Here is a 23,303-nt window from a genome sequence, read left to right as displayed (position 1 = left end):
GTGCGGCGGTGCCACGGATGTGCCGCCCGGATGGCCGTTGCAGCGAGCAATTAATTTCATCGGGAGGCCGAGATTTGTGTCCGATCCCAGCTATTCTGGAAATAAAGGAAATCTCTTCTCGCTGATTGCTTGTGGAGAGAAGAATTTGTTCTAGCGACATCCTGATTTGGAATTGCTCTCAAGCGCGCGGCACCGATAATCGGAGCGGGAGACGGATCGCAGCTGTTTCCGCGAATTCTGGGTCTCGAGCCCGTCCGTTCTCCCGAGGTCTCCATGTCGTCGGTCTCTCTCGCCCTTTCCGAATCCCGGCACCCCGCGCCGCTGATCGCCAGCGCGCTCTTCTTGAGCGAGACGGTCGAGGGGCTCGACGACGGCGCAGGCTTCCTCGACGGACTCACGCCGGCGGAACTCGCCCGGGTGCGTGCCGCCGGCCGCACGCTCAGCCTGACGCCCGGCGAGAGCGTCTTCACGCAAGGGGCGCCGCACGAGGGCATCTTCCTGATCGAGGAGGGGCGCGTGCGCGTGTTCTATTCGGGCCCTTCGGGCCGGCAGGTGACGCTGGCCTACTGGACGCCGGGTCACTTCATTGGCGGCCCCAGCATCTACGGCGGCGGCTGCCACCAATGGTCGGGCGTGGCGATCGAGCCGGTGCGGGTGACCGTTCTGTCGAGCGCGACCCTTCGCGGGCTGATCCGCCAGATGCCGGGCTTCGCGCTCTGCCTCATCGCCGCCCTGGAGGCGAAGGGCCGCTGCTATACCGCGATGGCGCAGATGCTCGGCACGCGCTCGGTGATCGAGCGGCTGGCACAGTTGCTGCTCAATCTCGGCGACCTCTACGGCACGCCCGAGAACGGCACGATCATCATCCGCCGCCGCATCACCCACGACGAACTCGCCGCCCTCGTCGGCTCGACCCGCCAGTGGGTCACGATGATGCTCAAGCGCTTCCAGCGCGAGGGCATCATCTCCGTCGACCGGGCGCATATCCGCCTGATGCGGCCCGGGCAGCTACAGGAGATCGTTCTGACGGAGGGGTGAGTGCAGGGATGAGGGAGCGGAGCGCTAGGTCGCCAGCCTCCCCAGGGCCCAGCGCGCCGTCTTGCGCACGTCCGGGTCGGGATCGCTGGCGACCCCCTCCAGCCCGGCCCGCGCCGCCGGATCGGCGATCTCCCCGAGCGCGGCGGCCGCCTCCTTGCGCAGGGACGCCATCTCGTCGCAGAGCGCCGCGAGCACCGACGGGGCGGCGCGCTTTCGGGCGGCCGAGGCTGCGCAGGGCCTTCTGGTGGACCTGCCACGTGGTGTCGGAGAGCGCCGCGATCAGCACCTCCGCGCTCCCCGAAGCGCCCGCCCGGCCGAGCGTCTCGGCGGCGGTCTCGCGCACGCTCCATTCGGGATCGCACAATGCCGCCGCGATGGCCTCGATCGCGGCGGCGTGGCGCGAGAAGACGAGCCCGCCGAGAGCGGCGCGGCGCCCCTCGGAATCCGTGTCGCGGGTCGCCGCGATGAGTGAGGGCAGCGTCTCCTCGCGATTCAGGGACGCGCAGGGAAAGATTCCGCGGTCGTACCCATCGGAGACGACGAGGTTCGCCGCGGGAGCACGCCGCCTCGATCGTCGCACGCCCGAGGACGAAGCCGGCGTTCTGGCCAGGCTCGACGCCTCCGGTGGCCGTATGCCGACGAGCCGACGGAATTAGCGCGCGAGCCGGCCAGACCTGGGCGCAGACCAGTAGCAGCTCCGGTGCACGCCGTTTGGCGCCAGGCAGACAAGTCCGTCGCTCTCGTCCTCGACGGTCACCGCGTCGGTCGCGGTCCACATGCGGCACTCGCCGGCTCGCACCAGCCTTTGCAGACGGGTGTCGGAGTCGGTTTGGTCCGTGCTCTGCCGCAGCGCGAGCACCTGCGTGGTATTCGCCATCGATTTGCAGCCGAAGGTCTCCTGATCACTCTGAGCCGCCAACGTCGTGCACGGCATCACCCAGATCAGACCGACGAGGCAGAGGGTTGCTGGAATCATTCGGCGCATCGGCGTGACTCCAAAAACAAAAAATGCCGGCGTGGTTTTCCACGCCGGCATCGTTCACCCGAAGAGGGCGGTCCGTCTTAGTTGTTCGGCAGAGCGAACACGGTCAGCTGGCCACCGAGGTTGGTGTAGCTCGACAGAGCCGCGTAGCCGCCCACCGCGCCGAGGCCGGCGTTCGGGTCGGTCAGGCCGGCCGCAAGGCCGATGCCCGCCCAGCCGCCGACGCCCGAGAGGACGCCCACGTACTGCTTGCCCTTGTGCTCGTAGGTCATCACGTTGCCGATGATGCCCGACGGGGTCTTGAACTTGTACAGTTCCTTACCCGACTTCGCGTCGAGGGCCTTCAGGTAACCTTCGAGCGTGCCGTAGAAGACCACGTCACCGGCGGTCGCCAGCGCGCCGCCCCAGGCCGAGAACTGCTCGGGGTTCGACCAGATGATCTTACCCTTCACGCCGTCCCAGGCGATGAAGTTGCCCATGCCGCCGTGCGAGCCGGGGGCCGGGTACATCGACAGGGTCGCGCCGACATAGGGCTGGCCCGGGGTGTAGGTCACCCGGAACGGCTCGTAGTCCATGCAGACGTGATTGGTGGGCACGTAGAACAGGTTGGTCTTGGGCGAGAAGGCCGCCGGCTGCTGGTCCTTGGTGCCCAGAGCCGCCGGGCAGATGCCCTTCGAGTTCACGTCCTCGCCGTTCTGCTCGGTCGAGTACTTCGCCACGACCAGCGGACGGCCGTAGGTCTTGGAACCCTTGTCCATGTCGACCTTGGTGGCCCAGTTCACGACCGGATCGAACTTCTCGGCGACGAGCAGCTCGCCGGTGGCGCGATCGAGCGTGTAGCCGAAGCCGTTGCGGTCGAAGTGGGTCAGGAGCGGGCGGTCCTTGCCGTCGAACTTCTGATCCGTGAGGATCATCTCGTTGACGCCGTCGTAGTCCCACTCGTCGTGCGGGGTCATCTGATAGACCCACTTGGCCACGCCGGTGTCGACGTCACGACCCCAGATCGTCATGGACCACTTGTTGTCGCCCGGACGCTGCTTGGGGTTCCAGGTCGAGGGGTTGCCCGAGCCGTAATACATCAGGTTCAGCTTGGGATCGTAGGAGAACCAGCCCCAGGTGCAGCCGCCGCCGGTCTTCCACTGATCGCCTTCCCAGGTCTTCAGCGAGGAGTCCTTGCCCACCGGCTTGCCGAGGTGGGTCGTCTTCTCCGGGTCGACCAGCAGTTGATCGTCCGGGCCGACCGAGTAGCCGCGCCACAGCTTCTTGCCCGACTTCAGGTCGTAGGCGGTGACGTGGCACTGCACGCCGAACTCGCCGCCGGAGATGCCGACAATGACCTTGTCCTTCACCGGCAGCACGTGCGCGGTGTTGGTCTCACCCTTGGACGGGTCGCCATTCTTGACCGACCAGTTCACCTTGCCGGACTTGGCGTCGAGCGAGACGAGCGTGGTGTCGGCCTGGTGCAGGAGGATGGTGCCGTCGGCGTAGGACAGACCGCGGTTGACCGTGTCACAGCACATCACCGGGATCACGGACGGATCCTGCTTGGGCTCGTACTTCCAGATGATCCGGGCGCCCTGGTCGAGATCGAGCGCGTAGACGATGTTCGGGAAGGGGGTGTGAACGTACATGACGTTGCCGACGACGAGCGGGGAGCCCTCGTGGCCGCGCAGCACGCCGGTCGAGAAGGTCCAGGCGACCTGGAGGTTCTTGACGTTGTTGGCGTTGATCTGGTCGAGCTTGGAATAGCGGGTGTTGGCGTAGTCGACCGTCTGAAGCACCTGCTCCGCCGGGTTGGCGATGCCCTTCAGGACGCTTTCGTTGGCCAGGGCCGGGCTCGCAGCAGCGAGACCCGCACCGAGGGCGAGAAGATGTGCCGCTCTCATGAATTCCTCCGCTTGGAACCCAAACCGACCGACAGGAACGTGCCGACGGCGCGAAGTTCCGTGCATTACGTTGACCGTTATGACCGGTCTCTTCCCGGGGACAGCTTCTGCCAGAACAGATGGGCCGTCAGCCGTCCTGGAGGCGTGCTCTCCTGGAAAGGAGGCAACCCATCGCGGCCATCACAAGGCTTTAATGCATTATAAGACGAATGCAATAAGAAAAACGTAAGTGCGACACAATAGTCATTCATACTGCGTCGCAATAAGGCATGGTTTTTACCTAGGCAGAGCAATCTACCCAGGAAATCGTACCACAAAACCATAATATTATTATATGAAACCCGGATAAACTCATTCCCTTTTCATCGTTGACATCCCACTCCGGTCCTCACTATGCTTTTTCTGCGACTAAATGGGAAAGTCTTCAGGAAGTACCGCTCTCGAAGGAACCCATTACTGTTACGGCGGGGTCTACTGACCTCGCCGTTTTTTCGTTTTCACGGCCGATCCCAGCCCAGACGGCCGTAGGGTGACGAAAACGAGAGCAACCCCGGATCGCGCGATTTATGCTTATATTCCTTACAAATGAATGAAATCGTGGGCCGGCGTGGCGCGTTTCTGCCATAAGCGCAAAAGCTCAATCGTCCGTCAAGGGGCGGGAGGTTTTGGCACCTTACCGCGATAAATCAGCGGTTTAACTTGCAAAATTGCCTGAAAAATCCGGGATGTTTCGGCAATCGAGGCTGGATGATACGGCAGCAAACAGTAAGAAAATATACATAGCGGCACGGCCGCTGCGCGCAGCTCCCTTTCGTCCGGTCATCGCTCGTCTGTCGCTCGGGCTGCACCGGGTCGCCGGCGCCGAAGTGCCCGACCTCGTCGTCTACGGCTTCCGGCTCCGGACGATACCGGGCGGGCCGGGCAGGGCGGCGCTCGTCCAAGGCCGCAAATCCTTGGGCGTCGCGGTCTTCGCCGCGCCCCTCGCCCGCGTGGCGTGGCGTGGCGGATGCGTGAACCTCCACGATGGGCTGGCGTTCGCCCTGACAGCGGCCCTTGCGCTCCATGTCGCGGTCGCTCTGAAGCGCCACTGGATCGACCGGGACGCCACGCTTCTGCGCATCCTCGGCCGGCCCCGTGGGAACGGGCGATGAGGTTGGCCTCGCTCGCAGCGGCCTTGCTCTCCTCTCGGGCGCCGCACTCGCGGCCCTCGATCCCGATCTCGACGCGGTCACCGGCGACCGTGGGGGGCGAGTTCGCGACCGTCCGGTCTCAGTCTCGGCGGAGTTCCCGCGCGATCCGTCGCTTCTTGCGCACGACCCCCGACGGCAGATGCGCCGCATGAACGTGCCGGAGATGCGCCCTCGCCTTGGTCAGGTCGGCCTCGTAGCCTCGCGCAGCGCAGGCCGGCTTGTGCGGCTTCATCCAACCGAGCGCGGCCGTGTAGGCGAGAAAGGCGGGGGTTGTGTTGCCGGGGTCGATCGGCAGACGATGCGTCACCGCCTCCCGATAAGTCTCCCAATCGTCCCGCGCGATGAGCGGTTGGCGCAGCCCGATCGCGCGCATCAGGAGCGGCTTGTCCCAGACGAGGATGGCCACGCGCTCTTCGTCGCGCGTCGGGTGGAGGACGCGCAGCCGCGTCTCGGGCGCCGTGAGAACGTGCCCGGGCACTCCGGCATAGCGGGCCGAGAGCGTGTAGCGGCCCGGCTCGTCGAAGATCGCGCCGTCCGCGTCGAACGCGACGAAGATCCCGTCGAACGCGACCCGCTGTCCGGGGCCCAGCCGGCGCAGCCGGTGATCCTGGCAGAGGGCGAACGGGGAGCGGACGATCCGAACCTCACCGTGCGGCTTCACGATCGTGACGGTGAGGAGGCCGTCGCTCGGGTCGAACGCCTTGGCGTAGCGCAGCGAAGTCGTTCCCTCGTTCACGAGCGCCACTTTCAGGAAGACCGGTTCACCGAAGACGTAGTGCGGCTTCAGCGGGCCGACCTCCAGGCGCGGCCGGGCTCGCTCGTCCCCGTCCTCCGGTCCCGGAACGTGGCGAAAGGCGGCGTCGCCGACCCTTCCGCCGCTCAGGAGATCGCTTCGTCGCGTGGCGTAGGCGCAGGACCCGGGAGCGATATCGGCATGCGGAGCGTGGCAGAGAAAGTGCCGCTCGCGCTCGTCGAAGCTGTGATCGAATCCCTTCCAGAACACGTCCGGGCCGAGGCGGCTCGGATAGTTCATCCAGGTCAGCGCGGTGTCGCGCCCCTCGTCGAAGGCATGGGGCAGGTTCAAGCCGTGTCCGATCTCGTGCACGAGGGTGAAGAGAACCTCGCGCTTCCAGTCCTCGCTGCCCGGGGCGTGCTCCGCGATCCCCTTGGAGGCGAGGAAGACCGCGACGCCCTGGCGGGGAAAAGCGTCCTCGTCCGTGCTCACGTCGTACAGGACACCGCTGACGTCGCCGTAGCCGCGCCCGTCGAAGCGCCCGCCCATCAGGACGTTGAGCCACCAGGGATCGGCGGCGCGCGCCGGAGGCTTGCCCCATCGCGTCATCAGCTCGTGCAACTCGGCCGGCGTATGGACCGTCCGGCCATAGGGATCGGGCCGGACGGTCAGGCGCGGGACCGGGGAGACGGCGATCGACGCCTTGGCCAGACAGGACGCCACGTCGGTTCCGCCCGACCCGCCCAGCAGAGTGTCGTCCGGGACATCGAAGCCGTCGATCGCGTCGACGACCAGGATCAGACGCCTCAACGCGGAGCCGATGCGGACGAGACCGGCGCGGACCGGTCCCGCGCCGAAATCGCCGCTGAGGGTGATCGCATCCGCCCCCGCCCTCGCGATCCGCGCGCGGACCGGGGCGGCGGGCCCGGACGCCGGGTAGAGCATCGCGTCGAAGGCGATGTCGGACCCCGACTCCACGATGTCGCTCCGGCTGACGAACGAGGCGATTCCGGCCGGAGCGCCGCCGAGATCCGCACTCACCGCCACGACGGAGCCCGAGGCTGCTCTCTGCAGACGAAGGCGAATCTCCTGCCCCGTCTGCCGGTCGACGAATTCGTAGAGTCCTGCCTCGATTCCAGACATTGCACCGAACCCCAGGCAAGTCCGCGAAGATTTGGGCGGAACTGTGGAGTTCGAAGCCCGATTGCAAGTTGCGCCGATTTGGGATTACCATCAACTGGTCTTCGATCTGTCGACGGGTGATCCCATGTCGAGGGTTGGCCAGCCGGGAATTCTCGAATCGGTTTTCATCCGGCCCGGTTGGGCCCGATGCGTAACGGCAGCGCTCGCCGCGATCGTCCTGACCGCGAGCGCCGCCGCCCAGCCGACCCGCACCGTGCGCGCCGACATCGTCGCGCTGGACCAGTTGCTCGTCTACAACCGCTTCGGCTCGTTCAATCCCTTCGGCATGGTCTTCGCGCTGAGGCGCGACGTCTCCGCGCTCGAGGACGACGCGGCATCGGCCGTGCGGCCGGACGCGGATCGCTGCGGCGAGGCGCTCGGCACGGAGGCGGGCAAGGGGGCGCTGGTCCCCGGCCGGGTTCGGCTGCGCGACTGCAAGCGGCCGCGCCCGCTGATCCTGCGCGTGAATGCCGGCGATGTCTTGGAGTTGCGGATCGGCAACCTGCTGCGCCCCGACCAGCCCGGCATCAGCGGCGCCTACGCCGACGCTCCGCAGCAGCGTGGCCCCGGTTTCTGCGAGATGGAGCGCAGCGCCGCCGCGCAGGCGCCGGTGCGCGCCGACATCCTGCATAGCTTCGACACGCCCCTCGTGCCGCCGTTCCAACCCTCGCAATGCCGCGAGGCGGAGGCCGAAGCCGCGCAGGGCGGCGAGGCGGCGAACGCCCCGGGCGCGGACTGGCCGCGCACACGCGGCCTGTCCCTCGTGATCCCGGGGCTGGAACCGGCCCCCGTGGACGGCAGGATCGACCCCGCCTGCAACGGCCTCGGAGCGATCGCGCCCGGTGCCGGCCCGATCGTCTGCCGCTGGAAGACGGAGCGGGAGGGAACCCACCTGTTCTCCAGCCTCGCCGCGCCCGCGGGCGGCGAGGGAGAGGGCGGCTCGAACACGCACGGGCTGTTCGGCGCGGTGATCGTCGAGGCCAAGGGCAGCCGCTACTTCCGCAGTCAGGTGACGGCCGCCGCCTTCGACGCGGTCTGGGCCCGGAAGGCGGGCGCGAACCCGCACGCGCGCGGCGACAGCGTCGCCTTCGCCGCCGCGGTGCCGGACCCGGCCGCCGGCGATCCCGACCGCGCCGGTTGCCAGGCGGCGGGCGCCACCGTGCCCGTGATCGAGATGACGCGGCCCTGCCCGGGCGGCGAGGTCGTCGAGATCGTAAACGGCGACCTCAACGCGGTCGTCGTCCCGGGGCAGGACGACCCGCCCGCGCCGATCGACCCGACCTCGGATGAAACGGCGCGCCGGCTATGGCGCGAGCGGCACGAGGCGCGCGCGCCGTTTCGCGAGTTCAGCGTCGTCTTCCACGACGAACTCAAGACCTACTACGCCGACGCCTTCAAGCAGCTCGCCCGCTTCGGCCAGCTCTCCGGCATCCGCGACGGCTTCGCGATCAACTACGGCGCGAGCGGCGTGGGCTCGGCGGTGCTCGCCAACCGCCTCGGGATCGGGCCGGCCGCGAACTGCCCGGAATGCCTCTACGAGGAGTTCTTCCTCGAGAGCTGGGCCAACGGCGACCCGGCGCTGCTCGAAGCCTTTCCCGACGATCCGTCGAACGTCCACCACTCCTATCTCAACGACAAGGTCGTCTTCCGGAACTTCCACGTCGGCAAGGAGACCCACGTCTTCCACCTGCACAGCCATCAGTGGTTCGCGGGCAACGATGCCGGGCGCGGCGCCTATCTCGACAGTCAGACGATCGGGCCTCAGCAGGGCTTCACCTACCGGATCTACCACGGCGGTCTGGAGCGCTTCGCCGCCAAGCGCGGCGGGGCGGAGGCGCCCGGCGGCTGGTGGGACGCGCTCGGCACGGGGAACCGGAACCGCACGCCCGGCGACGCCATCTTCCACTGCCACCTCTACCCGCATTTCGCGCAAGGGATGTGGGCCCTCTGGCGCGTCCACGACGTCCTTGAGGACGGCTCGCGGCTCCTGCCCGATGGGCAGGATCGGCCGGGCCTGTCGGTGGCACCGAACCCGCGCAAGGGCGTGGTGCGGGCCGGGAGCGTCGGACCGGCCGGCGAGTGGGTCGCCCCCGGGCCGGGCGGGCGCCGCGCCCTGGGCACGCCGGTGCCGGGTCTGGTGCCGCTGCCGGGGCACGGCCTGCCCCCGCTGCCGACCTATACGGCCGCCGCCGCGGCGCCCGAGCCGAACAAGGACGTCAGCACGGACGCCGTCCCCGGCTACCCGTTCTACATCGCCGGCCGGCCGGGCCACCGCTCGCCGCAGCCGCCCCTCGACATGGCGCGTGCGGAGGTCGATCCGGCCGCAGGCATCGAGCCCCGCCATATCGCGGCGCTCGCGGGCCGCAAGCATCTCGACGGCGGCCTGCCGCGCCACGTCGTCACCGGCGGCGTGGCGGTGCCCCGCGTGCTCGCCGACATTCCGGCCCCCCTGCGCGACAAGACGCTCGAGGCCGGCGGCCTGCTCGCCCGGATGCTGGCCCGCGGCGACATGACATCGGATTTCGAGCATCTCGACATCGAGCTGCTGCCCCAGGAGGGCACCGCCCTCGAACGCAACGCGATGCGCTTCCACGCCCATGGCAGCGGCGTCGCGGTCATGGCGGCCAACGGCGCCGATCTGCTGCCCGAGGCGCCCATCCCCGAGCCGGCCAAGGTGTTCCCCTCGGGAAGCGAGCCCCTGCCGGCGGACCCCAAGACCCGCCTCGATCCGGCGCGCGGCGCCTACCCGATGCCGCGCATCCCGATCGACCAGCTCTCCGGCGAGGCCCAACTGCAGCAGGGCGGCTGGTTCGCGGTCAACGGCGCGAACGGTGCGAACGGCGCTCCGTTCGCCGATCCCTGCGGTGCGCCGCTCCTGTTCGGGCAGGCGGGCGGGCCGAAGCATCGCCGCTACGACGCGCGTCTGGGCGAGTGGCAGGGCGAGCCGGTCCCGTTCGCGTCGATGCAGAACCCCTTCAAGCCGGATGCGCCCCTCGTACCCGACCCGGGTCTGCTCGGCTTCCGCCGCTTCCACGTCTCCGCCGTCCCCCTGACGCTCGTCGTCAACCGTGCCGGCTGGCACGACCCGCAGGGACGCACCAACGTCCTCTCGGCGGAGGCGCACGCCACCAAGAACAAAATTCGCTCCGACGCGGAGCCGTTCTACTTCCGGGCCTTCTCGGGCGAGTGCCTGGAGGTTCGCCACACCAACGAGACGCCGAAGGATCTCGAGCTCGACGACTTCCAGATGAAGGTGCCGACCGACACGATCGGCCAGCACATCCACTTGGTCAAATTCGACGTCACGTCCTCGGACGGCAGCGGCAACGGCTTCAACTACGAGGACGGCACCTTCGCCCCGGACGAGGTGCTGGAGCGCATCTGCAAGGCGACGAACGCCGGATCCGTGACGCGCCGGCCGGGCGAAGCGGCGGAGCGCTTCGAGCCGATCGCCAGCCGGTCTCCGACCGAGTGCGGCGCGGCGTTCAAGGCGGACCTGCGGCGGCTGCAGCGGCTCGAAGCCGACAACATCAAGTATTTCCAGACGACCGTGCAGCGCTGGTTCGCCGACCCGATCCTGTCCGATACGGGCGAGGCGGGCCGGCGGGGCGTGGCCGACCGGACGATGCGGACGGTCTTCACCCACGACCATTTCGGCCCCTCGAACATCCAGCAGCACGGCTTCTACTCGGCGCTGCTGATCGAGCCGGCGAGCCACGCGGTCTGCGCGATGGCCGAGCCGCGCTCCGCGACGGGCGACGGCAAGCTCTGCGTGCTCGGCCCGGCCGCCAAGGCTCACCCCTCCCTGCCGACGCTCGCCCTCGACCCCTCGCGCCATCTCGTCGGCGCACGGGCGAACGTGCTCGACACCGGACCCGATCGGCTCGGCGACGGAGCGTCGGGCGATCCCTTGCATCTCGACGCGCGCGAATACGCCATCGCGATCGCCGATTTCGCGCTCCTCTACGACGGGCGCCGCGACGATCGCGCGGAGTCCGCCTCGGGCGGGATCGACCAACTGATCCGCGAGGCGGAGAACCCGGCTGCCGGCCATGCCGAGGACGAGGCGGGCGAGAGCCCCCCTGCCCGCTTCCTGAGCGATCAGGGTATCGCGCTGAATGCCGGGGAGCGCGGCGCGCTCGCGCAGCGGCGCAACGACCTGCGCACGGCACACGGACGGCCCGTGGCGCCGCCGCCGCGCCCCGAGGCGATCTCTCAGAAGCACCACGATCCCTATCTCGTGAACTACCGCAATGAGCCCGTCCCGCTGCGGATCGGCACGAAGGCCGGCTCGGCGCAGCCGGCCTTCCTGTCCAACCCGTGCCGCACCGCCGGCGCGATGGCGTCCTTGCCTGAAGCGAGCGAGCGGGCCGACAGCATCGACCGTCAGCGCTCGACCGAACCCGGACGCGGCGGGGACCTCGCCGACCTGTTCAAGTCGGATGTCCACGGCGATCCCTGCACGCCGATCCTGGAAGGACTCACCGGTGATCGGATCGTCGCCCGGATCATCCAGGGCGCGCAGGAGGTGCAGCATACCTTCATGGTCGAGGCCCGCACGGGCCGGCGCAACATCGACCAACCCTTCCCAACCGAGCGTCCGATGGGTCCCGAGGGCGACCCCGCCGCCTCGCGCGCGGCGGCCTGCGCCGCGCATCCGGTCGCGAAATGGGGAGACCCCCGCGCGTTTCCCGCCTGGGCCAACAAGACCCCGACCTCGGCGCCGAACTGGCCGCGCTTCGAACGGCTGCTGGCCGGATGCGACAACCCCATGGGTTTCGTCGCGGCCCAGGAGATCGGCATCTCCGAACATTTCGAAATCGGCGGCCTGTTCTCCGCCTTCCGCGCGGAGATCAGACCTTTCCTCACGGCCGGAAGCCCGCGCCCGGCGGCGGCTCCGGCGCCCGATCCCTCGGGCCGCCCTGCGCTGGACCGGCTCTACCATTTCGGTTCGACGGACGCGGTCTGGAACGGAGCGTGGGGTCTCGTGCGCAGCTACGAGAGCCCCGATTCCCCCGACCTCTCCCGCTGCCTCTGGCGCGCGCCGACATCGGCGGAGTTCGACGCCTGCCTGCGTTCGACGCTCGCCCCGATCGCTGCGCGGCTCACGCCCCTGCGCGTGCTGCGCCGATCCCTCAACGGCCAGAGGGATGACGAAGATACGCTTCGGTCCCCGACGCCGAAGGCCGGAGCAGCGGGCCCGCTCTCGTTCCGCCCGGTCGCACCCGGCGAGCGCCTCTCCTGCCGGCCCAACGCGCGGGCGAGCGTGGTGGCGGTCCGGGCCGACGCCGTCCTGCCGAACGAGGCGGACGGCCGCGCCGGGCTGCGCTACGGCGAGCGCCTGTTCGATCCGGACGGCCTGCTTCTCGTGCCGATCGCCGATCCGCCCCCGAACGTCGATCGCGCGCGCCTGATCGCGGCGGCCAAGGAGGCTCTTGGTGCAGACGCCGTCGCCCCCCTCGTGATCCGCATCCGGGCGGGCGATTGTCTCGACCTGACCCTGTTCAATGCGCTGCCGCCCGAAAGCCGCGCCTGCACCGGACGGAAATCGGGCGACCGGTTCGGCGACGCGCCGATGCCGAAGATCGTGCCCCTGAACGTCGATTGCGACGGACGTCAGTTCGGGCAGAGCAAGCCCTTCGACGAATGGGGAGAGAGCGGCGGCAGCCGGCCCGACATCGCCCCCTCCGCCCGGCTCGCGCTCTCGATCCCCCTGCCGGCTCCCCAGGGCAAACCGGCGGGCACCCTGCCGGTCGGCGTGAACGACGTCGTGGCCCTTGCCGCCGCACCCTTGTCCGGGCCGGCGCCGCGGACCTCGACGGAGTACTATGCGGGCTTCATCTGGACCGACGAGGACGAGCTCGCTTCGGAGGCCAAGAGCGAGTTCAAGAAGATCACCGCGCCGGCCCCGGCTTCGCAAACACGGGATCCGGCGCAGGCCATCGGCGCCCGTTTCGGGGCGCGCAGCCTCGTGCCCCTCGGCGAGGTCGCGTGCAGCCCCGATGTCCAGATCGTCGTTCTCGGGCGTCACTTCTGCATGGTCGGCGATCCGGATACGGACGATTCCCGGGCCGCCGGGATCCTGAAGGATGGGCGCGACCTCGTGCAGGCGCGCCTCGTCGAACGCTTCGCCGACCCGGCGCTGGCCGACCGGATCGTCCGCAAGATCCCCTATGCCTTCGGCGCCCTGCCGATCCGCTCGGTCGGCGACATCGTCTCGCACGGCGCCCACGGCCTCCTCGGCACCGTCGTGGTCGAGCCGGAAGGGTCCGAGCTGCGCAGCGACCGGGGCTCCGCCCAGCATGCCGCCGCCCTCGACATCGGCCTGCCCTGCCTCGACCTCGCGCGGAGCGACGGTCAAACGCCGCCGGCATCCTGCGCCGACGACGCGCAGGCCGGAACGATCCCCGGCGCCGACATCCGGGAGCAGGTCCTCGTCTGGCAGGACGGGCTCAATCTGCGCGGACAGCTGCGCCCGGCGGTGAGCGACCGCGGGTCTCCCGGCAGGCCGCTGCCGGACTGCACCGTCTGCGACGATTCCTACGATCTGGGCGAGAAGGGCGTGAGCTACCGCTCCGAGCCCTTCTTCCACCGCCTCGTCCTCGGGGGCAGCGTTCCGGGTCAATTCGGGTTGCGGTCCTACCCCCGGGACGGGGACGACCTGAACACCGTTCTGTTCCCGCCGGACTTCTTCGTCGCGCGCCCCGCCACCCCGGCTCTCACGTCGGCGCCCGGACAGGAGCTTGCGATCCGGATTACCCATCCGGCGGGGCGCGCCCGGCAACGGGCCTTCGTGCCCCTCTTTTCCGGCTACGACGACCTGTTCCCGGGCTTCGGGTCCGGCCACTCGGCGCTGATCGGGCCGGGCAAGGCGCTGACGGCCTGGGCGAGGGCCCCCGCTGCGGCGGGCTGCTACCTGTGGCGGGACGGACCGCAGCCCCTGTTCGCGGGCGGCGCCTGGGGCCAGCTCAGGGTCGGCGACGCGCCCGAGACGTGCCGTCCCGACGCGTCCGCTCCTTAGGACGAGGCGCGTGTTCGCCCGCCGCAGCCTGCTAGCCGTCGTCCTCGCCCTCGCGCTCGCGCCGGATTCGGACGCGCAGGAGCAGCCTCCCAGACTCGCCGTCGGACCGGGCCAGCGGGTGACGATCACGCTCGCGGCCCGGGAGGAGGCCGGGCGCGGCCTCAGGGCAGGCGACGATCTGACGCTCACGCTTGCCTATTCCGACCCCTCGACGGGCCGCGCCGTGGCGGTGGACCCGCCGCGCGCTTGGCTGCGCCGCCTGCGCTCGGAGGCCCAGCCGAGCTGCGCCAACGCGGCCTGGGCCGCGCGGGCGACCGGGGCGATCTCGCAGGACGACATCCTGCTCGAACGCAGCTTCGTGCTGGCGTTGGGGCGCGACCGGGATGGCAGCGAGCGCCTGAGCGTCATCGACCCGCGTCACAACCTGAAATCCGCCAACCTCCTCAGCGTGACCCCGCTCGGGGAGCCGGTCTCGTCGCTCCTGCTCCACGAGGCCGCGGCCTCGGCGCTCGTCAGCCGCCCCCGCACAGGCGACGTCCTCGCCGTCCGCCTTCCCTGGGGAGGCACGCGGCCGTTCGCCGGGGACCTCGATCGCCCGACGGCGCTGGTCCCGCTCGGAGACGACATCCTCGTTCTCGACCGCCCCGATGCGCCGCGGCTGGTCCAGCTCGCGGCCTCGGGCGTTCGCCGTCGGGTCCACGAGATCGGACCCGGCCCCGCGGTGCTCCGGGCGGCGGGCCGCGGCCGGGCGGTCGCGACGGCCTCGGACGGCTCCGCGCTACTGCTCGAGGCCGGTCGGGAGCCGGCACGTTTGCCGCCGGGAGCGCTGGCCGGCACGGTCGCGGCGGGCGGCGGGGTGCTCGCCGAGGCCGGCCCGGGGGCCGCGGCACGGGTGCGCTGGCTCGACGATCCGGGCCGGACGCGGACGCTTCCCCTCGCGTTCGAGCCGGAAGGCGTGTTCGTCAAGGACGACGGCCGCTTCGCGCTGGCGTGGTCCCACGCGGCGCGCGCGGCCGTCGTCCTCGATCTGGCACGACTTCACGCCTTTCCGGCCATGGCGCTGACCGACCCGGTCGATGAGGTCGTCTCCGCCGGGTCCGCTCTCGTTCTGACGCACGGCGCCGTACCGCGGGCGACCGTGATCGACCTCACGCCGACCCAAACGGGACGGGAGCCGGTCTCGCGGATGGTACGGATACCGGCCGGAGACAAGGACGAGACCGGCGGCGGTCGTCTCGTCGGGTCGGACCGCAGCGCCAGCGCGCTGAGCGTGCGGCCCGGCTCCGATCTGGCCGTGACGATCCCGGCCGGGGGCGGCCTCACGGACCAGCCGACGGCCGTCCTGACGATCCGCGGCGACCGACCCCGCCGGATCGCCCTGTTCGAGCAACGCTTCGAGCCTCTCTCGACCGGACGTTTCTCGGCCCCCGTCCGGCTTCCCTCCGGGGGGATTTGGGAGGTCGTCACGACGACCGGGCCCGGCGGCGTGAGCGCCTGCGCCGCCTTCACGGTGGAGGGAGCCGAGCCGGCCAGCGACAGGCCGGCGGCCCTCCGGCTCGTGAGCGGTGCCGTCCGCGCCGGGGAACCCGGCCGGCTGACGTTCGCGATCGACAACCGGCCCGACCGGCTCGCGACGGGCCCCGTCGAGCTGCTGGTTCAGGACCTGGATTACGGGCCATCCCGGCTCGTCGTCGGAACCCTGTCGGCGCGTTCGGAACTCAGCGCCGAGCTGATCTTCCGGCAGGCCGGACACTACGCGATCTCTCTCCGGAGCGAGGAGCCCGTCGCCCCCTCGGTCGTGACGGTGTCGCCGTGAACCCGATCCGCCGGGGGATCGTCGCGGCGCTGCTGCTGAGCGGCGGCGGCGTCACGGTGGACGCGCAGGAGACGCGAACGGCGACGACGCAGCGCGCTGTCCGTCTCTCCGACCGGTCGCTCGTCGACACGAACGGCGTCCCGCGGCGCTTCGTCAGCGAGATCCTCGCGCGCGGCCCGGTTCTCGTGTCCTTCACCTTCACCGGGTGCACCGCGTTCTGCCCGGCGGCCGATGTCGTGATGGACGACGTCGCCGAGCGGCTGAAGCGACGCAATCCCGGCGGCGTGCGCCTGATCACCCTCACGCTCGACCCGCTCACCGACACGCCGGAGCAGCTTCGCCGGGAGCGGGCGGAATTCCTGCATCCGGACCGTACCTTCCTCACCGGACGGCCGGACGATGTCTGGGCCGTCCTGGACGGTCTCGGGGTCGAGGGTGGCAGCCGCCAGGACCACGACCTCGCCTTCCTGCTCATCGGCCGCGGCGGCGCCGGCATCCGGACGCTGTCGGGGCTTGCCGGGGCCGAGGAGCTGGCCGCCCTCGCGGGCGATCTGCGCTGATGCCGGCCGCAACGTCTGGACGATCGCATCCCGGACGATGCGGCCGATTCCCGATGACGCGCCGCCTCGTCCCGGGAGGGGGTAACCGCGTCTCGGAGCGAGGCTTCGGGTGGGTTCTCCCGATCCTGCTCCTCGCTTGCGCCCCCGTCGCCGCGCAGGACGGCCGCGCGCTCTATCACGGTCTCGGACCCGACGCGCCCAGAGCCCGGATCGGCCGGATGGAGAGTCGGGGACTGACCTGTGCGGGCTGCCACGGCCGCTTCGCCGAGGGCGGCCGAGAGGGCCGCATCCCCGTCCCGGCCATCGACCGTGCGGCCCTGCTGGCCGCCGGGACCTACGACGCGCCCGCGCTGCTGCGGACCTTGAGCGAGGGCGTGACACCGGACGGGCGGCATCTGGCGCCGGCCATGCCGCGCTTCGCCCTGTCCGCGAACGAGGCGGAGGCGATCCTGCACTTTCTCGGCACCGTCGCGCAGGAGGATCGCGCAGGGGTGACGGGCGAGCGCGTCGTGATCGCGGTGTCGGCCGCGGGCGGCGGCGAGGCCGATGCCCTGCGGCGGGCTCTCGAACGCCGGTGGGAGGCGGCTGGACCGCGTGCCGTCCATGGCCGCGGGCTGCACTTCGTGACGCTCCCCCCCGATGCGACGCACCGGTCCCCACCCGACGCCTTCCTCGTCGTCGCCGCGGGGCGCGGCGAGGCAAGCATCGATCTCCGAGCCCTCGCGCAGAGGGGCATGCCCCTGATCACGGCGCGGACGGAGGTCCCCGCCGGACTCGACGCCGTGCGGATCGCTCCCGGTGCATCGGAATTGCAGGTTCGGCTCGCCGATCTCGTTCGTGCGGGAGGCGTCGAGGTTCGCGAGCGTCCCCCGCCCACGCTGTCCGAGTCCGAACGCGTCATCGTCGTGACGGGAGGGGAGCGCTCCCTCACGGCTCTCGCCGCCTCCGGGCTGCCGTTGGCGAGCCGACGTGTGGTGCTGACCGCCGCGCTCGCCCGCCAAGCGCCGAACGCCGTGGCCGAACTGCTGAAGCGTGGCGCCGAGGTCGTCGCCCTGCATGCGGCCGCGGACCGGGCCGATCCAGCGAAGCTTGCCGAATTGATCGTATCGATCCTCGCCAGGGCCCTGGTCGAAACCGGGCGGGATCTGACGAAGTCGCGCTTTCTCGCCGCCCTGCGCCGTCTTCGGATCGAGATCGAGGGCTGGCCTCCGATGGACTTCAGCCGCAATCCGGCAAGCGACGCGATCCAGGCGATCCGCCTCACGCGCGATCCGTGATTTCGTCTCCGGTTGATCGCCTCGGCCTTCCCCGCTGCGTCATCGCAAGGCGGAGCCGAAGCGACCCAGAGCGCGACCCCTCCGGACAGTGCGGCGCCCTCGATTGCTTACGGCTTCGCCTCGCAAGGACGACGGAAGAGACCGAAGCGATCAACCGGAAATCGTATGACGCCCCGGCCCGCACCGCCGCGACGGCAGGCCTCGGCCGACAGAGCCGCCCGCTGCGGCCTGTTCGGACGCGGCTCCCGGCTGCGCTACGGCGTCCTCTCCCCGCGTTGGGCGGATCGCAAGACGGGCTGCCCACTCATCCGCTTCGAGGACGCCCGCCCTCCCGGCCGAATGACCAGAACAAGGTCCCCGATGCGGATGATCCACGCGCCCGCCCAGCCGATGGAGACCGCGCCCTGGACTCGTGCCGAGGCGGGGATTGCGGGGGGGACAGAAGACGGCGTCGGCAAGGGTCCTCGGCATTGAGAGCGATGGCGAACGGCGCCGGCTCGCGTGGCGAGCGCGGTGGATTTCGGCCGCGTCTCACTGCGTCGCGAACTTGATGCTGATCGCGGCCTTGGCGGTGAGACCTGGGTTCGGCAGGGCGTTGAGGTACTGCGTGTGGCGCTTGTCGAAGGCGTTCTGCAGGACGAAGTCCGCCCGCACGCGGTCGTTGACGATGTAGGACGCGAAGAAGTCGACGAGGCCGTAGGCCTTGGTGGCGAGGATGGTGGTGCCGGCCGGCAGATCGGTGCGCGCCTCCACGAAGGTGAGGCGGCTCGCCACCGTGAGGTTGCCGTCGAGGAAGCGCAGGCCCAGCGTGGTGCTGAGGCGATTCGGCGGAACGGTGACGAGCGTTTCGCCCGTCGCCCGGTCGCGCCCGTCCGTATGCGTGGCGGCCAGCGTGACGAAGCCGCCGCCCCAATCGTAGGCGCCCTCCAGTTCCACACCCTGCAACTCGGCCTGGGCGATGTTGAGATACTGGAAGTCGCGCACCGGGATCACGCAGGGAAAGCGGCCGGGAATGCGGGCGCAGATCGAGGCCGGAATGCCGGCGAGCGCGGGCACGAAGTAGGTCGGCCCGACAGACTGGATGCCGATGAAGTCGTCCACCGTGTTGTGGAAGACGTTGAGCTTGGCCCGGAACACGTCGCCGGCTAGGAGCACGTCGTTGTACTTCAGATTGACGCCGCCCTCGATGTTGTGGGCGGTTTCCGGGCGCAGAGTCGGGTTCGGCCGGATGCCGAAGGCCGGGAAGGGGTGGATGCCCTGCACCAGCGTCTCGGTGATCGAGGGCGCGCGGTAACCCTCGGCATAGGTGCCGTAGAGCTCGAAGCCGGGGAGCGGCGAGACGCCGACCGTGATCTTCGGCGAGAGCCGGTCGCCGCTGGAGCGGAAGCCGCCCCCCGAGAGGTCGTAATGGTCGTAGCGCAGCGCCCCGATCACCCGCAGCCAGGAACTGTAGCGGATCTCGTCCTGCACGAAGGCGCCGCCGAGGCTGCGCTCGCCCGAGGGCGTGAAGGCGGCACCGAAGCCGCCGGCATTGTCGGTGGTCTGCACGCGATTGCTGACGAAGTCGCCGCCGATGGTCAGCGCGTGGGACAGTGCCCAGGTGTCGAAGCGGGCAGTGTTGTGAACATCGAAGCCGGCGGTCTCGAGATCGTAGGTGATCCGGTTGCCGGCCCGGGCGCCGAGCGTGCCGTAGACGCCGCTCGGCGAATCCTGAAGGAAGGTCAGGTCGTTGTGGGTCGTGGTATAGTAGCCGCGGATGCTGAGATCGACGAGCGGCACGTCGGGCCGGGCGAAGCGGTAGCCGAGGGTGTAGGTGTCGGCCTGAACCGCGTTGGCGAAGCGGGCGCCCGTGTTGCTCGTGCCGGCATTGGTGAAATCGAAGCGCTGCAGCAGGGCCGTACCGGAGATCTCGTGGCCGTCGGCGGGGCGGAGATTGAACTTGGCGAGTCCCGAGGTCAGCTCGTTGCCCGTATCGCGGATCAGGGTGCCGAGCCCGTCGCGGTAGGCGCCGTTGTTGCGGAACACGAACTGCCCGAACACGTCCGCCGCCGTGCCGATGCGCGCGCCCATGGCGGTGGAGTTGAGGAAGCGCTGGCCGTTGGTGCCGAAGCCCTGCTTCTGCACCACGCCCGCCCGCTCGTCGGGGGCGAGGATGTCGTCGATGGAGCGGGTGCGGAAGGCGACGACGCCGCCGATGGCACCCGAGCCGTAGATCGTCGCGGTGGGCCCGCGGGTGACGTCGATGCCGCCGACGAGTTCGGGATCGAGGTAGAACACCCCGTTGGCGCTGTGGCCCGAGGTCTGGAAATCCTGGCGGGCGCCGTCGACCAGCACGTTGACGCGGCCGAAATCCTGGAGACCGCGGATGTTGATGGCCTGGGCCGGATCGTTCTGATTCTCCTGCGTGGTCACGCCGGGCACATCGCGCAGGACATCGGAGAGGCGGCTCGGCTGGAGGCGGTTGATCTGCTCAGCTGTGACCACGCTGGTGCCGGCGAGCGCGTCGATGGCGGCGCCCTCCGTCTTCGTCGCGGTCACGGAGAGGGTGTCGAGGCTCACCTCCTCGCTGGGAGCGGTGGCACGCGCCGCGCTCGGCGCATCGGGCTGCGCGCCGACCGGCTGAGCCTGGGCGCTCGCGAGGGCGAAGAGCGAGGTTCCGAGAGCGAGGGCGACACGAAGCGACGGCGACGACATTGGGGGTTATCCGGGCCAGGCGGGGAAAGGGCGGCTGGCTGGCGGATGGCTGGCTTGCGCGGGGCTCGGTCTGAGTTGAAGATGGGCTCAAGTCAACGCAACGTGAACATCTGCGATCTGGTCCAGTTCGCAACTATCTCCAGCTGAATTTACAAGAATTCCAGCCTTGAAAATCGTTCCTCAACGCTGTGACCAGCCGGTGACACTTCTGCGCGGCAGGATGAAGGGGCGCCCTTCCTCCGGCAGCTGCCCGACCCGCCACGGTACGCCGAACACGCTGGCGACGAGATCGTCGCGCATCACCGCGGCGGGCGCGCCCCGCGCGACGATCCGGCCCGCCTGCATCACGACCAGTTCGTCGGCATAGGCCGCCGCGAGGTTGAGGTCGTGCAGGATCGCGACGACGGACGTGCCCGTCGCGGCCAGCTCCGCCGCGACGTCGAGGAGCGCCGTCTGGTGGCGCAGGTCGAGGCTCGCGGTCGGCTCGTCGAGAAACAGCAACTGCTGCCGCGCCAGGGTGCGGCCGGCGGCCAACTGGCACAGGGCACGGGCGAACTGAACCCGCGCCTGCTCGCCGCCCGACAGTGTCGGATAGGCTTGAGGCGCGAGGTGGCTCGCATCGGCCCGCCGCAGGCAGTCGGTGAGGATGGCGTCCCGCGCGCGGCGGTCGAGACCGCGGCCGATGCCGTCGAGACCGATCCGCGCCACCTGCCCGGCCGAGAACGGAAAGGCGAGCCGGAGGGCTTGCGGCATCACCGCCCGCATCGCCGCGAGCCGCCAGGGCGGGAGGGCGCCGACCGGTTCGCCGTCGTAGCGGACCGTGCCGCGGCGCGGCGTCAGCTCGCCGCTCAGGAGCCGCAGCAGGGTGGATTTTCCGGCCCCGTTCGGCCCGACGATGACGTGGATGCGCCCCGGCGCGACCGTCAGCGCGACGTCCCGAACGAGGTCGCGATCTCCCACCGCGTAGGTGAGCGCGTCGGCGCAGAGTCCCTCAGCCATCGGTCAGCGCGCCCCGGCCGAGCAGCAGCCACAGGAAGACGGGGGCGCCGACGATCGCGGTGACGATGCCGATCGGCAGTTCGGCCGGCGCGACGACGAGGCGGGCGACGATGTCGGCTAGGACCAGCAGCGCACCGCCGAGCAGGGCGCAGGCCGGCAGCAGGCGGCGATGCTCCGGCCCGATCAGAAGGCGCAGCACATGCGGGACCACGAGGCCGACGAAGCCGATCACGCCCGCCGCCGCTACGCCCGCACCGACGGCGACGGCGACGAGCAGGATGACGATGCGTTTCAGCCGCTCCACCGCGACGCCGAGGTGAAACGCTTCCGCCTCGCCGAGCACCAGAGCGTTGAGCCCGCGTCCGAGGAACGGCACCAGGACGAGGATCGGCAGGATTGCGGGGGCGCTCGCTGCCACCTTGCTCCAGGTGGCGCCGGACAGGCTGCCGAGCGACCAGAAGGTGAGATCGCGCAATTGCCGGTCGTCGCTGGCGTAGACGAGGAGCCCGGTGAGCGCCCCGGCCAGGGCCGCGAGCGCGATGCCGGCCAGCAGCATCGTGGCAACGGAGGTGCGGCCGGACCGGGTGGCGACACGATAGAGGCCGTAGGTCGTGGTCAGCCCGCCGATGAACGCGGCTGCGGGCAGCGCCACGTAGGGCATCGGCCCGGGCCAAGCGAAGGCGGTCAGGAACCGGTCGCCGAGTACGATCACGGTCGCCGCGGCCAGTCCCGCTCCCGCCGAAACGCCGACGAGGGCCGGATCCGCAAGCGGGTTGCGGAACAGCCCCTGCAGCAGGGCGCCCGAGACGGCGAGTCCGGCCCCGACCATCACGCCGAGCAGCGTGCGCGGCAGGCGGATGTTCAGGATCACGAGGGCGTCGCGGGCGAGCGAGGGATCGCCCCCTGCGGGCGCAAAGCCGTGCCACAGGATGTCGAGGATGCGCATCGGCGGGATGCGGATGGCGCCGAGGCCGAGGGAGAGCAGGAGGATCGCGGAGAGGCACAGGGCGAGCCCGGCGAGGATCGCGAGGGCTCCGAGGCGGTGCTCACTCACCCGCGCGTTCCGGATAGACCGCCCGCATCAGCGCCTCGGCCGATTCCGGCGTCCGCGGCCCGAAGCCGAGCAGAGCGAGGCCGTCCATGGCGATGAGCGCACGCTTGGCGGCGGCCGGCGTCTGCGCGAGCGCCGTCCCCTCGGCGAAGACGGTGTCCGCGGCGAGGGGATGCCCGCCGTTCGACATCACGATCACCGCGTCGGGCGCGGCGGCGATGATCGCTTCGTCGGTGATCGGTTTGAACCCGGTGAGTCCGGCGGCGGCATTCTGGAGCCCGGCAAGGGCGAGGATGCCGTCCGCCGTGCTGTCGCGGCCTCCGGCCATGACGCGCCCATTGGCGAGCGACAGCACCACGAGAGCCCGTGCCGGCCGGGCGATCCGGGCGCGCCGCTCGGCCAGCGCGGCAAAACCGGCCTCGACCGTCCGGCTCAACGCACCGGCCTTCTCATCGAGGCCGACCTGATGGCCGATCATCCGAATTTTTTCCAGAACGCCCTCTGCCGTGGGCCGATCGGCGATCACGGTCACCGGGATGCCGGCCTCCCGGATCTGGTCCAAGACGGCGGGCGGCCCAGCCCCCTCGGCTGCGATGACGAGGTCGGGGCCGACCGAGAGGAGCCCTTCCGCCGAGAGGGCGCGCAGATAGCCCGCATTCGGCTTCTCGCGCAGCGCGTCGGCCGGGTAGACGCTGGTCGTGTCGACGATCGCGATCCGAGACCCCGCGCCGAGGCGCCACAGGATTTCGGTGACGGCGCCGCCGAGGGAGGCGATCCGCGCTGCCGGTGACGCGGCCCTGGCAGGGCGGCTCACCAGACCGGCTCCGAGCAGAGCACCAAGGATCACCCGTCGAGAAAGACCCGGCGATGGGAA

At 70.2% G+C, this 23,303-nt stretch carries 14 protein-coding genes and 1 pseudogene; 6 read left to right on the top strand and 9 right to left on the bottom strand.

Features of this window, described 5'->3' with window-relative positions; translation table 11 throughout:
- Window positions 1-273: 273 nt before the first annotated feature.
- Complete coding sequence (locus ACPCJR_RS18265) at window positions 274-1,038, top strand: Crp/Fnr family transcriptional regulator (RefSeq protein WP_391513308.1); 765 nt, start codon at window positions 274-276, stop codon at window positions 1,036-1,038.
- Window positions 1,039-1,062: 24 nt separating this feature from the next.
- Here the strand turns inward: ACPCJR_RS18265 and ACPCJR_RS18260 are convergent, their stop codons facing one another.
- From ACPCJR_RS18260 to xoxF1, 4 genes and pseudogenes are all read right to left on the bottom strand, one after another.
- Window positions 1,063-1,233, bottom strand: coding sequence for a HEAT repeat domain-containing protein (locus ACPCJR_RS18260; RefSeq protein ID WP_391513310.1), 171 nt, complete (start codon window positions 1,231-1,233; stop codon window positions 1,063-1,065).
- A 148-nt stretch (window positions 1,234-1,381) separates the two neighbouring features.
- Window positions 1,382-1,618: pseudogene (locus ACPCJR_RS18255) on the bottom strand (hypothetical protein); the annotation flags it as partial.
- A 72-nt stretch (window positions 1,619-1,690) separates the two neighbouring features.
- Window positions 1,691-2,074: a hypothetical protein gene (locus tag ACPCJR_RS18250; RefSeq protein WP_391513312.1), complete on the bottom strand. Its 384-nt coding sequence runs from the start codon at window positions 2,072-2,074 to the stop codon at window positions 1,691-1,693.
- A gap of 26 nt (window positions 2,075-2,100) precedes the next feature.
- Window positions 2,101-3,906 carry a lanthanide-dependent methanol dehydrogenase XoxF1 gene (gene xoxF1 / locus ACPCJR_RS18245; RefSeq protein ID WP_391513314.1) on the bottom strand — a complete coding sequence of 602 codons (1,806 nt, stop codon included), beginning with the start codon at window positions 3,904-3,906 and terminating at the stop codon, window positions 2,101-2,103.
- A gap of 725 nt (window positions 3,907-4,631) precedes the next feature.
- On the opposite strand from xoxF1, the gene ACPCJR_RS18240 reads away from it, so the two are divergent.
- Complete coding sequence (locus tag ACPCJR_RS18240; RefSeq protein ID WP_391513316.1) at window positions 4,632-5,057, top strand: hypothetical protein; 426 nt, start codon at window positions 4,632-4,634, stop codon at window positions 5,055-5,057.
- Between the two features lie 118 nt (window positions 5,058-5,175).
- Here ACPCJR_RS18240 and ACPCJR_RS18235 read toward each other — a convergent pair whose 3' ends face one another.
- Window positions 5,176-6,972 (bottom strand): hypothetical protein, encoded by a 1,797-nt coding sequence (locus tag ACPCJR_RS18235; RefSeq protein WP_391513318.1) that lies wholly within the window; start codon window positions 6,970-6,972, stop codon window positions 5,176-5,178.
- 124 nt (window positions 6,973-7,096) lie between these two features.
- On the opposite strand from ACPCJR_RS18235, the gene ACPCJR_RS18230 reads away from it, so the two are divergent.
- Genes ACPCJR_RS18230 through ACPCJR_RS18215 form a run of 4 tightly spaced genes read left to right on the top strand, consistent with a single transcriptional unit; the run spans window position 7,097 to window position 17,685 of the window.
- Window positions 7,097-14,032 carry a hypothetical protein gene (locus ACPCJR_RS18230; protein ID WP_391513320.1) on the top strand — a complete coding sequence of 2,312 codons (6,936 nt, stop codon included), beginning with the start codon at window positions 7,097-7,099 and terminating at the stop codon, window positions 14,030-14,032.
- 10 nt (window positions 14,033-14,042) lie between these two features.
- Window positions 14,043-15,848 (top strand): hypothetical protein, encoded by a 1,806-nt coding sequence (locus ACPCJR_RS18225; protein WP_391513322.1) that lies wholly within the window; start codon window positions 14,043-14,045, stop codon window positions 15,846-15,848.
- The gene (locus tag ACPCJR_RS18220) at window positions 15,845-16,408 is read left to right on the top strand and encodes an SCO family protein (protein WP_391513324.1); all 564 of its coding nucleotides are present in this window, start codon (window positions 15,845-15,847) and stop codon (window positions 16,406-16,408) included. The genes ACPCJR_RS18225 and ACPCJR_RS18220 overlap by 4 nt, the downstream gene beginning before the upstream one ends.
- A gap of 53 nt (window positions 16,409-16,461) precedes the next feature.
- Entirely contained in the window at window positions 16,462-17,685 is a 1,224-nt protein-coding gene (locus ACPCJR_RS18215; RefSeq protein WP_391513325.1) for a hypothetical protein, read from the top strand.
- A 531-nt stretch (window positions 17,686-18,216) separates the two neighbouring features.
- On the opposite strand, the gene ACPCJR_RS18210 is transcribed toward ACPCJR_RS18215, so the two are convergent.
- From ACPCJR_RS18210 to ACPCJR_RS18195, 4 genes are all read right to left on the bottom strand, one after another.
- The gene (locus ACPCJR_RS18210; RefSeq protein WP_391513327.1) at window positions 18,217-20,379 is read right to left on the bottom strand and encodes a TonB-dependent hemoglobin/transferrin/lactoferrin family receptor; all 2,163 of its coding nucleotides are present in this window, start codon (window positions 20,377-20,379) and stop codon (window positions 18,217-18,219) included.
- 180 nt (window positions 20,380-20,559) lie between these two features.
- The gene (locus ACPCJR_RS18205) at window positions 20,560-21,378 is read right to left on the bottom strand and encodes a heme ABC transporter ATP-binding protein (protein WP_391513329.1); all 819 of its coding nucleotides are present in this window, start codon (window positions 21,376-21,378) and stop codon (window positions 20,560-20,562) included.
- Window positions 21,371-22,432, bottom strand: a complete 1,062-nt coding sequence (locus tag ACPCJR_RS18200; RefSeq protein ID WP_391513331.1) for a FecCD family ABC transporter permease — start codon at window positions 22,430-22,432, stop codon at window positions 21,371-21,373. The genes ACPCJR_RS18205 and ACPCJR_RS18200 overlap by 8 nt, the downstream gene beginning before the upstream one ends.
- Window positions 22,425-23,243 (bottom strand): heme/hemin ABC transporter substrate-binding protein, encoded by an 819-nt coding sequence (locus ACPCJR_RS18195; RefSeq protein WP_391513333.1) that lies wholly within the window; start codon window positions 23,241-23,243, stop codon window positions 22,425-22,427. The genes ACPCJR_RS18200 and ACPCJR_RS18195 overlap by 8 nt, the downstream gene beginning before the upstream one ends.
- Window positions 23,244-23,303 lie beyond the last annotated feature (60 nt).

Origin of the sequence: Methylobacterium sp. NPDC097929 (assembly GCF_049543375.1) — a bacterium.
In the GTDB taxonomy this organism is placed as follows: domain Bacteria; phylum Pseudomonadota; class Alphaproteobacteria; order Rhizobiales; family Beijerinckiaceae; genus Methylobacterium.
This window is presented reverse-complemented; position numbering and strand designations above follow the sequence as displayed.

Excerpts from the sequence above, each read along its gene's own strand:
- ACPCJR_RS18215 (WP_391513325.1), top strand. The coding sequence starts at position 16,462 with ATGACGCGCCGCCTCGTCCCGGGAGGGGGTAACCGCGTCTCGGAGCGA.
- ACPCJR_RS18265 (WP_391513308.1), top strand. The coding sequence starts at position 274 with ATGTCGTCGGTCTCTCTCGCCCTTTCCGAATCCCGGCACCCCGCGCCG.
- ACPCJR_RS18235 (WP_391513318.1), bottom strand. The coding sequence starts at position 6,972 with ATGTCTGGAATCGAGGCAGGACTCTACGAATTCGTCGACCGGCAGACG.
- ACPCJR_RS18250 (WP_391513312.1), bottom strand. The coding sequence starts at position 2,074 with ATGCCGGCGTGGAAAACCACGCCGGCATTTTTTGTTTTTGGAGTCACG.
- xoxF1 (WP_391513314.1), bottom strand. The coding sequence starts at position 3,906 with ATGAGAGCGGCACATCTTCTCGCCCTCGGTGCGGGTCTCGCTGCTGCG.
- ACPCJR_RS18230 (WP_391513320.1), top strand. The coding sequence starts at position 7,097 with ATGTCGAGGGTTGGCCAGCCGGGAATTCTCGAATCGGTTTTCATCCGG.
- ACPCJR_RS18210 (WP_391513327.1), bottom strand. The coding sequence starts at position 20,379 with ATGTCGTCGCCGTCGCTTCGTGTCGCCCTCGCTCTCGGAACCTCGCTC.
- ACPCJR_RS18205 (WP_391513329.1), bottom strand. The coding sequence starts at position 21,378 with ATGGCTGAGGGACTCTGCGCCGACGCGCTCACCTACGCGGTGGGAGAT.
- ACPCJR_RS18240 (WP_391513316.1), top strand. The coding sequence starts at position 4,632 with ATGTTTCGGCAATCGAGGCTGGATGATACGGCAGCAAACAGTAAGAAA.